The organism is Sandarakinorhabdus sp., assembly GCF_032115815.1.
Lineage (GTDB): Bacteria > Pseudomonadota > Alphaproteobacteria > Sphingomonadales > Sphingomonadaceae > Sandarakinorhabdus.
The window spans coordinates 1-13,219 of sequence record NZ_JAUMBI010000096.1; the positions used below are offsets into that span (position 1 = coordinate 1).

Here is a 13,219-nt window from a genome sequence, read left to right on the forward strand (position 1 = left end):
GGCCATCTTCAGCTGGGTCAGCGGATCGTCGGAAATGAACCGGGCCACGCCCAGATTGGTTGCCGCCCGCTTCATGTCGTATTTCGCCGCCGATTTGGCCAATATGGCGATCTCTTCCTTGGTTGGCGGCACGATATTGTCATAGAATCCAGGGATCAGCACCGTGTTGCCATCGGCCGAAACCAGCTTTGACAGCATCTGGATGTGCCGCCACGCCGGGCTGTCGACCGAGCGCTTGTTGGAACCGTGAATGTCGGAATAGACCGGGCCGCGGCCCCAGCTCTTGCCGCTGGTGGTTAGCTCCACGAACACGCAGCCTTCCGATCCACCTGGGCCCCACAGCGCATCAGCATCCTTCACCAGATCGGCATGATCATGCATGAACTTGTTGAGGCCCACGTCCATGCGCTCTTCGTCGCTTTCCACGATGAAGATCAAGTTGACCGGCAGCTTGCCGGTGACCGCCTTGATCGACAGCAAGGCGTTGTAGAACGACATTTCCGGGCCCTTGGAATTGACCGCGCCACGCCCGATCAACACTTTCTTGTAGGGCGCCTGTTCGATAAGGCGGCCTTCGAACGGCGGCGCCTTCCACAGATCTGGCTGGGTCACTGGCATCGTATCCCCCTGCCAATAGACTGCCAGCGTCTTTTCCGCGCCCTCATCGCACTTGGCGTAAACCACCGGGTTGGACTGTGATCCCCACTTGTTGATGCCGGGATCATAAACTTGGGTCTTCTGGCACCCCAACTTGTCGAAGAAACCCTTCACCATCTCAGCCGATTCTGCGATGCCTTCGCCGGTGTTCGACACGGTGGGCTGCTGGATCCACTTCTGCAGGTTGACGACGTGGGAATCGATGTTGGCATCAATATGATCGTAAATCTTAAGCAGATCGGCGTTCTTGATCTTGCTGCGGTCGAGCTTGATGGTTTCATCCCCGGCCGGACGAATTCCCAGTTTCGGCCCATCGGCGCCGGCAATTGCCGGGCCAGCCTTGCCATCTTTGGAAGCAGTTTGATCTCCGCACGCCGCAAGCGCGATGGCAAGCGATCCAACAAGCGGCATCCAACTGATCGTTTTGAATGTGGTCACGGTCGCTCCCCTCGGTCGATTCGCAAGGCATCGGGATCGCGCGCGAACCCACGTCGATGCAATATTACTATCCCGGATTAGCCACAAATGGCATATACGCAGTTCGACCGCCTTACACACGGACCCGCAGCGGCTTTGCCGGAAAGGTTTAATCCTGAATTCAACTCGAACAGGTTGATTGAAACGTTCAGAACTCGCCGAAGCGGTCGTTCGCAGGTGGGGCCCGAACGGCGACATTGCGGTCGGCAGCGGCCGTAATGACACCGGCTGAGACAACGGCAGCTATCCTCAAATGTTATTCCTAAAGCCGTCAGTCGGCAGACGGCCCAGAACTGGCATTGGGGAAAAATCCTGCGGTGCTCGGCCCTCTGCCTTAGAGATAGGCGAAAATTTCCCGATGATTTGAGTGCCCACTTTTATCGTGTATGGCGCGCCATTGACCCCATGCGTTGCGGGGTGACGCCGGTCTCGACCGGCGTAATCCTTTGCCTACCCACCTGAAAGTGACGGACATGCGTGTCGCGTTTCTCGCCGCCCTGATTGCCAGCCCGCTGGCGGCGCAGGAGGCCGTGGTGCCCACCGCGTCCACCGCCGAAGCGCCGATCTGCACCGATCGGCCGACCAAATCGAACTTTGCCTGCACGGTGCCCAAAGGCCTGTTCCAGATTGAAGCCGATGGCTTCACCTGGCTGGCCAACAGCATCGGCGGCATCCGCACCGATCAACTGCTGTTTACCAACCCCACCTTCAAATACGGCTTGGGCGACAGCAGTGACATCCAGATCAATTGGGTGCCTTTCACCCGTATCCGCAGCCGGGATGTGGGTGGGCGCGTTTCCACCCTGTCCGGCCCGGGCGATGTCAGCGTGCGCTTCAAGCAGCGCCTGACCAGTGCCGAAGGCGCTTTCCAACTGGCCGTCCTGCCGTTCGTGAAGCTGCCGACGGCGCGGGCCGGCATCGGTAATGGCAAGCTGGAAGGCGGCGTGGCGGTCCCGGTCAACATCAGTGTGCCCGGCGGCTGGACGGTGACGCTGGGGCCGCAACTGGATGTGCTGGCGGATGCGGATGGGCAGGGCCGCCATGCCGGGTTCACCGGCCTGGTCAACATCGCCCGGCAATTCGGCAAGTTCACGCTCTACAACGAGATCTGGACCAGCCAGAATTTCGATCCGGCAGGGACGGTACGCCAGTACAGCTACGACGTGTCGCTGGCCTGGCTGCCGCAGCCCACACTGCAGTTCGATATCGGCGCCAATGTTGGGCTGAACCGCAACACGCCCGATCTGGTCACCTATCTCGGCATTTCCACCCGGTTCTGAACGGCCGCCCAAACAATTGTTGTGCCGATATCGGAGCGTTGCGGACTAGCGCGCGGCTGGTGCAAACAGGCTCTGCACCTCCGGGCTTTCCTCCACGGTCTGCACCATGGCCGGCGTCAGCTTCATGGCCGGCGCCGCCTGTTCGAAGGCATAGCCCAGCGCCAGCAGCCGCGCGTCGCTCCAGGCCGGGCCGATGAAGCTCAACCCCACTGGCAGGCCGCGCACGCCGCCCATCGGCACGGTGAGATGCGGATAGCCGGCCACAGCTGCAAGGCCGCCGGCGCCGCCACCGGGCGATTGATCGGCGTTGACCGAATCGATGAACCAGGCCGGTGCGGTGGTGGGGGCAACCAGCACGTCCACCTTGGCATCGGCCAGCATCTTGTCGATGCCTTCCTTGCCGGCAAGTCGCAGCGACGTTTCGCGGGCCTTCAGGTAGGCCGGATCAGTCAGGCCCTTGGTCTGCTCAGCCTTCTCGAACGTGTCCTGCCCGAACAGGCCCATTTCGGTGGCCGCATTGGCCTTGTTGAAGGCGATGAGGTCAGCCAGTGTGCGGGGCTTCACATTGGCCGGCGTGGTGGCGAGATAGGCCGCCATGTCGGCCTTCAGCTCGGTCAGCAGCACGGTGAATTCGTTGGGCCCAATCTCGCGGCGATTGGGGGCGGCGGTGATGTCCACCAGCACGGCACCCTTCGCCTTGAGCACCGCCAGCGCCGCTTCGAAACGGGCATCGACGCCGGTGTGCCAGCCGGTGGCCCAGCGCAGCACGCCGATACGCGCACCCTTCAACGCGTCCGGCTTCAGCGCGGCGACATAATCCTGTTTGCGGGCATCGGCCTCCGCCGTGGCCGGATCGGCCGGGTCGCTGCCGGCCATCACGGTGAGCAGGCGCGCCGCCAGCGTCACGTCGCGCGTCATCGGCCCGGCGGTATCCTGGCTGTGGCTGATCGGCACGACATGCGTGCGGCTGACCAGGCCCACCGTGGGCTTGATGCCCACGATGCCGTTCATCGCCGCCGGGCAGGTGACGCTGCCATCGGTTTCGGTGCCGATCGCGGCATCGACCATCTGCGCCGCCACCGCCGCGCCGCTGCCCGATGAAGATCCGCAGGTGTTGCGCGACAGCGCATGCGGGTTGCGGGTTTGGCCGCCCACCGCGCTCCAGCCCGAGATCGAGGCATCGGCGCGGATGTTCGCCCATTCGGAAAGATTGGTCTTGCCCAGCAGCACGGCGCCGGCGGCGCGCAGGCGGGCCAGGAACGGCGCATCACGGCCGGTCACATTGTCTTTCAGCGCGAGGCTGCCGCCGGTGGTGGGCAGTGGCCCGGCCATGTCGACATTGTCCTTCACAAGGATCGGCAGGCCATGCAGGGGCCCGCGCGCCTTCCTCTGGCGATCCAGCGCCTTCGCCTGGTCGAGCGCGGTCGGGTCCAGCGCGATCACGGCATTCAGCTTGGGATTCAGCGCCTTGATGCGGGTGATTGCAGCGGCGGTATTGGCTTCGGCCACGCCGATTGGTTGCGCGACAGCGATGCTCGCCTGCACCATCAACCCGCCCGCCACCATCAGAATTGACCGCATCTGCATAATAGCCCCCTGTTGCCAATGTTTAACGCCCGGCTCTCGCGTGCCGTGGCATGATTTGCAACTGCGGCACAACCGACTAACGATGCTGCACATGCGAAGAAACAGGGACACGGCGGTTGCAAGCGGGTGATGTGGACAAGAAGGGACAAGGCCGGCGATGAACGCGCCCGGCCCGCATCCGGCTGATTCCGATCCGGCCGCCCGCATCGCGGCGCTGGAACAGGCGCGCGCCGTGGCCGAAGCCGCCAACCAGGCCAAGACGCATTTCCTGATGAGCCTGAGCCACGAGATCCGCACGCCCCTGAATGCCATCCATGGCTATGCCCAGTTGCTGGAGCGCGGCGCCGCCATCACGCCAAGCGAAGCCGGGCGCATCATCCGCCGCTCATCCGAGCATCTGGCCGATCTGGTCGAAGGCCTGCTCGACATCAGCCGCATCGAATCCGGCGTGATGAAGCTGAACCGCGAGACCGTGGCGCTGCGGGCGCTGGTGGAGCAGGTCGCCGCGATGTTCCGCATCGAAGCGCAGAACAAGGGGCTGGAATTCGTCTTCAGCCTGCCGCCCAATCTGCCGACCTGGGTGCTGGCCGATGAACGCCGGCTGCGACAGGTGCTGATCAACCTGCTGTCGAACGCCATCAAATATACCGAAACCGGCCGGGTCACGCTTTCGGTGCGCTATCGGTCGATGGTGGCGGAATTCGAAGTCGCCGATACCGGCATCGGCATCGCGCCTGAGGATGTCGAACGCATTTTCCAGCCCTTTGATCGCGGTGGCGGCCGCGCATCCGGCGTGGCGCCGGGCATCGGGCTGGGCTTATCCCTCTCCCGAATGCTGGCGCAGATCATGGGCGGCGAGATCGGGGTGAAAAGTGAGCCTGGCGCCGGTAGCCGGTTCCTGCTGCGCCTGTTGTTGCCGCAGCCCAACACCGCCCCGCCCGACGAACAGGCCCGTGGCCTGCCGATTGCTTATGAAGGCCGCCGCCGCACCATCTTGGCCATTGATGATGATCCTGGCCAGTTGGCGCTTTGGCAGGAACTGCTGCGCCCCATTGGCTTCAACTTGTTTGTGGCCGGATCGGGTGGCGCCGGCCTGTCGCTCGCGGAACTCGGCCGGCCCGACCTGGTGCTGCTGGATGTGTCGATGCCGGGGTTGGGCGGCTGGGAAGTGGCCCGCCGCCTGCGGGAGCGTTTTGGCCGCGAGATTGGCATCCTGATGGTGTCGGGCAATGCCAATGAACTGGTTGGGGTCGTCGGCACCGGCGAACATGATGGGTTCGTGCTGAAACCGGTGGACCAGCAGCTGCTGTTTGGCATGCTGGGCCGCCAGCTTGGCCTGATCTGGATTTATGAGGGCGGCACCCCGGATGCGGCCCCGGCCTCGACCCTGCCTGATGCGGCGCGCGCCCATCTGGCCGAGCTGGCGCGGCTGGCGCGTACCGGCCATGTGCGCGGGCTCTCGGCGGCGCTGGCGGCGCTGGCCGATGCCGTGCCCGATGCCAGCCCACTGGTGGCGCGCTTGACCGCAGCGTTGGATGCATTTGATCTTGCCGCTTTTCAGAAGCTGCTGGCAGAACAGCAGCCAGAGGTCGCAAACGGGGAGACGACGCCATGACCGAAACGCATCATGCCACCATATTGGTGGTGGACGACGCGCCCGACAGTCTGCGCTTTCTCACCGACACGCTGGAAGGCGAAGGCTATGGCGTGCGCATCGCCCGCGATGGCCACGCCGCGCTGGCCAGCCTGGCCGCGGAACTGCCCGATCTGGTGCTGATGGATGCGGTGATGCCGGGCATCGACGGGTTTGAAACCACGCGGCGCATCAAGGCCGATCCGGCGCTGGCATCGGTGCCGGTAATCTTCATGACCGGGCTTTCGGAAACCGAAAATATCGTCGACGGCCTGGCGGCCGGCGGGGTGGATTATGTGAAGAAGCCCATCGTGCTGGCCGAACTGCTGGCGCGGCTGAAGGTGCATATGGGCAATGCCCGCATCGCCGCCGGCGCCCAGAGCGCGCTGGATGCCAGCAACCGGCCGCTGCTGGCTTTGGATGGCGAAGGGCGTGTGCTGTGGACCACGCCCAAGAGCGCCGACATCCTTGATCGCCGCTTTGGTGTGGCGGTGGGTGGGCAGCTGACGCTGGCGCTGGCTGGCCAGTTGCAGCGGCTGGCCAAGGGCGAGGCGCGGGTGAAGCAGGATTTCGCCGATGGTCGGGTCGAGTTCGCCGCCGTGGCCACCAAGGGCGAGGAGCGGCATTTCCGCCTGACCGAAACACTGGAAGGCGCAGATGAAAAGATGCTGGCCCAGCGCCATGGCTTGACCGAGCGCGAAGCCGAAGTGCTGCTGTGGATCAGCCGCGGCAAGGCCAATCGCGAGATTTCGGAAATCCTCGGCATCTCCCCGCGCACCGTGAACAAGCATCTCGAACAGATTTTCGAGAAAATGGGGATCGAAAATCGCGCCTCGGCGGCCGCGGCAGCCGTGAAGACACTGGCGCAATAAGAGCCATTTGGCAGGCGCGATGCGGCCCGCTATGCCTGTGCCATGATCATCGGCATCGATCTTGGCACCACCAACAGCGCTGCGGCTTATTGGGTCGATGGTGCGCCGCGGCTGATTCCCAACCGGCTCGGCGAAACGCTCACGCCATCGGCAGTGGGCCTTGATGATGATGGCCGGCTGCTGGTCGGCCGGCCGGCGCGCGAGCGCATGGCCAGCCATGCCGGCCTCACCGCCACGTCGTTCAAACGCTACATGGGCACCCAGCACCGCATCGCGCTGGGCAAGCAGGACTATGGCGCAGAGGAACTCTCCGCCATGGTGCTACGCAGCCTGAAGGAGGACGCCGAGGCGCATCTGGGCGAGGCGGTGACGGAAGCGGTGATCACCGTGCCGGCTTATTTCAATGACAAGCAGCGCAAGGCCACCCGTAGAGCCGGCGAACTTGCCGGGTTCAAGGTGGAGCGGCTGATCAACGAGCCCACGGCCGCCGCGCTGGCCTATGGCATCCACCAGCTCGAAGGCGAAACCCGCTTCCTGGTGTTCGATCTGGGCGGCGGCACCTTTGACGTTTCGGTGCTGGAGATCTTCGAAGGCGTCATCGAGGTGCGCGCCTCCACCGGGGACAATCGGCTGGGCGGCGAGGATTTCAATGGCGTGCTGGCCGGGCTGATGGCGACAGCGGACAAGCGGCTGGAAACCGTTGCTCGGGGCGATCGCCAGCTGGTCGCCAAGCTGAACGAAGCCGCCGAACGCGCCCGCCGCGGCCTGACCAGTAGCAGCGAAGCCGTGATGGAACTGCAATGGCAGGGCGAGAAGTGGCAGCATGCGGTCACCTTCGAACAGTTTGAAGCCGCCGCTGCGCCGCTGCTCGATCGGCTGAAGACGCCGGTGCTGCGCGCGCTGCGCGATGCCGATATCGCGCCCGACAGTCTGGCCGAAATCATCCTGATCGGCGGATCGACCCGCATGCCGGTGGTGCGCCGCACCGTGGCGCGCATGTTCGCCCGCTTCCCCAACAGCACCATCAACCCTGATGAAGCCGTCGCGCTGGGCGCTGCCGTACAGGCCGGGCTGAAGGCGCGCGATGCGGCGCTGAAAGAGGTCGTGCTCACGGATGTCTGCCCCTATTCGCTGGGGGTGGACATTGCCGAGCGCCTGCCGGGCGGCGCCATCGAAAGCGGCATCTTCTCGCCGATCATCGAACGCAACACCACGGTGCCGGTCAGCCGGGTCAACATCTATGAGACGATGCAGCCCAACCAGCGCGAGATCGTGCTGGGCATTTATCAGGGCGAAGCGCGACGCGTGGCGGAAAATGTGCGCATCGGCGAATTGAAGGTGCCGATGCCGCGCGGGCCGGCTGGCCAGCCCATCGAAGTGCGCTTTTCCTACGACATCAACGGCCTGCTCGAAGTTGACGTGAAGGTGCTGGGCACCGGCGAAGCGCACAATCTGGTGATCGCCGATCCCGAAGACCAGGTCAGCCCCAAGGAGCTGGAGCGCCGCCGCGCCGCGCTTGCCGCCCTGAAGCAGCATCCGCGCGATGCCGAGGCCAACCGCGCCGCGCTGGCCCGTGCCGAGCGGATGGGGGAGAACGCGCTGGGCTTTGAACGCGATGAGATCGGCCATCTGATCCACGGTTTCCAGGCTGCGCTCGCCACCCAGGATGTGCGCACCGCCGATTCTGCCCGCGCGCAATTGACCGCCGCACTCGACCAGCTGGAAGGGCCCGCCTGGTTGTGAATCCCTGGACGATTCTGGGGCTGAAGCCGGGGGCTGACCGCGACGCCATCCGCCGTGCCTATGCAAGGCTGCTCAAGTCCACCAACCCGGAAGACGATCCTGAAGGCTTCATGCGGCTGCGCGAAGCCCATGATGCGGCGCTGAACCAGCTGCAGTGGCGCCAGCAATGGCCGGATGAGGAGGCGGCGGAACCAGCACCGCCCGAATCCGTACCCGCCGCCGCGCCCGAACCGCTTGAGGACCCTGTGTTCGCCGGTGAGCAGGATGACCTCTTCACCCGGCAGGAGGCGCTGGTGATGGCCATCCAGGCCGGCCCGGAAGGCCAGCGCGCCGCCTTCGATGCGCTGCTGGCGGCACCAGCGCTGGACGGCGTGGCGGCGCGGGCCCGCGTTGAGAACTGGCTGGCTGGGCTCCTCGCGGCCAGCCTGCCGGCCAGCGATCCGCTGGTGGTGCCGGCGATCGATCAGTTCGGCTGGGAAGATTTGCCGCGTGGGTCCACGCCGCACAGCATCGCCCGCCTGCTGCAACGCCGCGAAGAAGGTGAATTCGTGGCTGGCATCGCCCGGCCGCACACCGCTCTGCATGTCGGCTACATGGCGCTTAGCAAGCCGCCCGGCGCGCGCTGGCTCCGCCACATCGGCGCCCTGTTCTCCGCCGCCCCGGCGCAGACACGCACCATATTGGGCCTGGCCGATGGGCCGATGCCCGGCATTCTCGATTGGCTCGATGCCGATGCAGTGGCGGCCTGGCGGGATTGGCAAAGCGTGCAGCGGCTGCGGCTGTGGATGATCCTCACCATGTTCCCGCTGGCGGCGGTGGTGCTGGTTGGCCTGCTGAAGGCGTCCGGCTGGCCGGAGCCGGTGCAGCAGGGCGTGGGCCTGCTGGCGTGGGGCGCGCCGTTCGGGCTGCTCGCAGTGCTGCGCTTGCGGCAGCGCTGGCTGGACAATTGGGATCGGCCGGAATGGCACTTCACCCAATGGCCGCTGGCGATCGTCGCGCTGCCGCTGCTGGCGGCGCTTTGGCCGGCCGTGCCGGCGCTCACGCCCGTTTTTCTGCTGCCGGTGCTGGCGGCAGTCACGTGGCTGCTGCTGGCGCTCGATCGGCTGGAGCCGCTGGCTTTGCGCGAGCTGTTTCCCGGCCTGATCCGCAGCCAGCCGGCCTGGCTGTTCCTGTTGCTGCTGATCGGGGGCGGGCCGCAGGCTGATCCCGGCGCGCCCGTGCGGGTGCTGGCCTGCGCGACATTGGCCGTAGCCTGGTGGCAGGGCGGTGATGCGCTCACCTGGTTGGCCGAACGCCGGCTGGGCGCGCGGGCGGCGTTGCTGCCGGCGCTGGCGGCGGTGGGTGATGGCGCGCTGGCACTGGCGCTGGCGGCGTTGGGCTGGCCGGAACGCGGCCTGGCGCTCACCCCGCTGGCGCTGCTTGGCCTGCTGATCGCCTTGCGGGCGGCACGCGGCTGGTGGCAGGCGCTTCCCGCTGTGGGCCTGGCCGGCCTTGCCCTGCTGCTGCTCGAACTGCTGAGCCGGTTGGATTCCACCATGCCGGGCGCTGCAGAGGGGCTGTCGCGGCTGGCCGGTGCCGATCTGCTGATCGATCCAGCCACCGGCCTGCCGCGCGCGCCATTCATTACCGGGCTGCTGATCGCCGGCGTCGCCACCTGGCAGGCGCGGCGACGCGGCCTCACTGGCTGGCCGCTGCGCATCCTGATCGGCGCGATCGGCCTGTTCCTGATCCTGCGGCCATTGGTGGATGAGCGGCCATCGCCGACCACGACGGCCAAACCGCCAACCGTCGAAGCCGGCTATCGCGCGCCCAAGGCGATTGGCGACCAGACGACGTGGGTGCAATTGTCGCCTGCCAGCGATGTCGCCCCCGGCCGCTACAAGCTGGAGGCGCGGCTGCAGCTGGAGGCGGATGGCCGCGTGGCGGGCTGCCAGCTGGAAAAGCCGTCTGGCGTCAAGCCGGTCGACCTGACGGCCTGCCTCCAGCTGCTCGCCCGGGGCCGCTATACCCCGGCCCGCGATATCAAGGGCCAGCCGGTCGCCGCGGTTGAGTTTTATGGGCTGGAATGGTCCGTCAAACCGGTTCCGGGCGGGGTGGCTCCGCCCGCACCGCCGCCGCCCGCCATCGTCTGTGCGCCGCCGGCCACCACCACCGGCCCAATGGTGGCCGAACCCTGCATGGCGGACGACTGGATTCCCGACGGCGCCTATCCGCAAGGCCCCTTGCAGCGCGGCGAATCCGGCCTGGTGCGCTATCGCCTGTTCGTCGATACCGGCGGCCGCGTCGAACGCTGCGCCATCACCGGATCAAGCGGTCATGCCGGGCTGGACCGCGACACCTGCGCGCTGCTCAGCCGCCGCGCCCGCTTCGTGCCGGCCCGCAATGTCGATGGCAGCGCGATGGCCTGGGAATATGCCGGATCGGTGCGCTGGGAACTGGCCCAGCGTTGACGGGGCAACTGGCGCTGGTCGCGACGTCCGGCCAGAGCCGAATCAGACTGAACGGGCCAGATTGCCGGGCATTCCGATTCGAATCGGCCTGATCCGATTCGTTTTTTCGCCCGAAATGGTGGTTTGTCGGCCCGTTTTTCCAAGAAGCCATTTGGCGCGTGTTATTTTCGCAACAGGCGCTCGACTGCCCGCATGACCGCGAATTTTAACTGAAAATCATGATTTCGGCTCTTTATTAGGCTCTCAAGAACCCAACTTAAGCCTTTGATAAGCATAAAAATTTACGATTCAGTCTGATTCCTAAGCTCTTGTTTCCGTTCGCAATTCGCGAAGGCCAAGAGTAGGCGGCTGCCATGGTGATTAACAAGGAATAACGAGCGATAACACTTCCTAATTTTCGTAAATAAGAATGAAATCCCAAGTAACATAGACAAATTTTATAAACCAAATTCGATATTGTTCAAATCGTTACGGCGGTTTATTTAGATTGCGGGATATCGGCCGGAGGAAGCAGTGGTTTTCATCCGATCGGCGTCAACGGTGATCCCTCCCGTTCGCTCGTCAAAATGAGCGGGACCTTGCAAGAACTGGCTTCGGCCAACAACAGTGGGAAGAAAAACGATGATGAAGATCCTGAACGCTCTGAAGGGCAACAAGTCCGGCGCCTCGGCTGCTGAATATGCTCTGATCGTCGCCGTGCTCGGCGGTTTCGTGGTTCTGGGCGCCACCGCTTTCGGTGAGTCGCTCCAGGGCGCCATGGACACCACTGGTGAGTCGCTTGAGACCAAGGCTGCCTCCGGCCTTTAATTGGTGGCGGCCGCCGGCCGGGGCTGTTGCCCTGGCCGGCGGCCAACTACCGGCAATCGGGCCGGCACATTGTTTCGTCGCTTTCAGTTGTTCTGGCGAGACGTTGCAACAATTCCTGGGACGCACACCTAATTGTGCAGCGATCGGGCAAGGCAACAGCAAGTGAATTCGTGACGACCATAGTCGTCATTTTGGGCGCGTTCCGGAGACGGGCTGCCCGCACGTGTAAAGTGGCGTTCGGGCGTAACTGTCAAGCTGGACCGGAGTCTGGCCGTAACAGGGTGATCCAGGTGGCCCGCGTGGTCAGGCTGGTGACAGTTGCAAGAGGGGCGAGCTTTGCACACGCAATCGCATCACAAGTCAGGGTCGCCGGCCGGCGCATTGCGCGCCGCCAGGCTTGACCGTGCCAACAGGGTGGCGCGCTGATGCGCCGCTCCTCCATCATCATGTTGATCGCCGCGGTGGCCCTCGGCCTGATCGCGGTGCTCTTTGCCCGCACCTTCCTGGGTGGCAACGGCGATGCAGGCGCTGGCGGTTCGGCCGCAGCGGTGCGCACCGTGCCGACCGTGGTTGCCGCGGCCGATATCAACTTCGGCGAGAAGATCACGCCCGAAAAGGTGAAGGTGGTCGATTGGCCGGCCAACACCTTGCCGCAGGGCAGCTTCCAGCGCCTTGAAGAGCTGACGATGGGCGCCGGCCGCACGGCCATGCGCCCGATCGTCGCCAACGAAATCCTCACCGAGAAATCGCTGGCTACCGGTGCCAACCGGTTGTCCACCGCCCAGCTGCTGGGCCCGCAGATGCGCGCCATTTCGGTGCCGGTGAACGAAGTGTCCGGCGTGGCCGGCCTGATCTTCCCAGGTGATCGGGTGGACGTGTTCATGACCCGCCAGCCCGAAGAAGCGCTGCCCTATTCGGAACTGCTGGCCCAGGGTGCCCGGGTGCTGGCCGTTGGGGTGGACATGAACGTGGGCAAGGAAAAGCCCGAGCTCGTCAAGTCCGCCACCATCGAGGTGACTCCGCTGCAGGCCCAGAAGATCGCGCTGGCGGTCACGGTTGGCCAGCTGAGCCTGGCCCTGCGCCACTTTACCGATGAAAGCCGGACGCGGCTGCAGACAGCCCAGGTGATGGACCTGAACGATGGCACCATCACCCGGCTGGTGCGCAAGCCCAGTTCCAGCAATGCGGCGCCGTCCGGCCCGTCTGCTGGTGGTAACAGTGGCCAGGCGCCGATGGGCCCGGGCGTGGTGGTGATGCGTGGTACCAAGGATGGCACGACCTCCAGCTTTGAATCGGTGATCGGCAAATGATGCTTCGTCCCCTTCTCGCCATTGGCCTCGCCACTTCGGCGCTGGCTGCTCCCGCCACCAAGGCTGCTGAAAACAGCATCGAGGCGGCCACCGGGCTCTCGTTGAGCCTGCCGATCAACAAGTCGCAAACCTTGCGCGTGCCGAGGCCCTTTGCCCGCATCGCCGTTGGCAACGCCAAGATCGCCGATGTCAGCCCGGTCACCAACCGCGTGGCCTATCTGCTCGGCAAGGAAATCGGCACGACCAACCTGACGCTTTATGATGCGAAGGGCGGCGTGATCGCCGTTGTCGACGTGACGGTGACGCCCGACGCCATGGGACTGAAGCAGAAGCTGGCCGAGGTGATGCCCACCGAGAATCTGGGCGTGCAGGTGGCCAACGACCGGCTGATCCTGTCGGGCAC

Annotated in this window: 10 protein-coding genes; 8 read left to right on the forward strand and 2 right to left on the reverse strand. The window is 64.9% G+C overall.

The annotated features are described in order from the left end of the window. Positions 1–1,095 (reverse strand): M20/M25/M40 family metallo-hydrolase (locus RT662_RS05895; protein WP_313669776.1); only part of this gene is annotated, 1,095 nt, incomplete at its 3' end. 512 nt (positions 1,096–1,607) lie between these two features. Between RT662_RS05895 and RT662_RS05900 the strand changes: the two genes are divergently transcribed. Beyond that, positions 1,608–2,414: a transporter gene (locus tag RT662_RS05900; protein ID WP_313669777.1), complete on the forward strand. Its 807-nt coding sequence runs from the start codon at positions 1,608–1,610 to the stop codon at positions 2,412–2,414. A 45-nt stretch (positions 2,415–2,459) separates the two neighbouring features. Here the strand turns inward: RT662_RS05900 and RT662_RS05905 are convergent, their stop codons facing one another. Continuing rightward, on the reverse strand, positions 2,460–4,001 hold the full coding sequence (locus RT662_RS05905; RefSeq protein ID WP_313669778.1) for an amidase: 1,542 nt from the start codon (positions 3,999–4,001) through the stop codon (positions 2,460–2,462). A 157-nt stretch (positions 4,002–4,158) separates the two neighbouring features. Here RT662_RS05905 and RT662_RS05910 point away from each other — a divergent pair, with 157 nt between their 5' ends. From RT662_RS05910 to RT662_RS05940, 7 genes are all read left to right on the forward strand, one after another. After that, on the forward strand, positions 4,159–5,616 hold the full coding sequence (locus RT662_RS05910) for an ATP-binding protein (RefSeq protein ID WP_313669779.1): 1,458 nt from the start codon (positions 4,159–4,161) through the stop codon (positions 5,614–5,616). Further along, positions 5,613–6,506 (forward strand): response regulator, encoded by an 894-nt coding sequence (locus RT662_RS05915; RefSeq protein WP_313669780.1) that lies wholly within the window; start codon positions 5,613–5,615, stop codon positions 6,504–6,506. Before RT662_RS05910 ends, RT662_RS05915 begins: the two co-directional genes overlap by 4 nt. A 42-nt stretch (positions 6,507–6,548) precedes the next feature. Continuing rightward, positions 6,549–8,249 (forward strand): molecular chaperone HscC, encoded by a 1,701-nt coding sequence (locus tag RT662_RS05920; protein WP_313669781.1) that lies wholly within the window; start codon positions 6,549–6,551, stop codon positions 8,247–8,249. Beyond that, the gene (locus tag RT662_RS05925) at positions 8,246–10,699 is read left to right on the forward strand and encodes a TonB family protein (RefSeq protein ID WP_313669782.1); all 2,454 of its coding nucleotides are present in this window, start codon (positions 8,246–8,248) and stop codon (positions 10,697–10,699) included. Before RT662_RS05920 ends, RT662_RS05925 begins: the two co-directional genes overlap by 4 nt. A 621-nt stretch (positions 10,700–11,320) precedes the next feature. Further along, entirely contained in the window at positions 11,321–11,506 is a 186-nt protein-coding gene (locus RT662_RS05930; protein ID WP_313669783.1) for a Flp family type IVb pilin, read from the forward strand. 425 nt (positions 11,507–11,931) lie between these two features. Further along, on the forward strand, positions 11,932–12,816 hold the full coding sequence (cpaB, locus tag RT662_RS05935) for a Flp pilus assembly protein CpaB (RefSeq protein ID WP_313669784.1): 885 nt from the start codon (positions 11,932–11,934) through the stop codon (positions 12,814–12,816). Continuing rightward, positions 12,813–13,219: pilus assembly protein N-terminal domain-containing protein (locus RT662_RS05940; RefSeq protein ID WP_313669785.1), on the forward strand; the 407-nt coding region annotated here is incomplete at its 3' end. The genes cpaB and RT662_RS05940, both read left to right, overlap by 4 nt.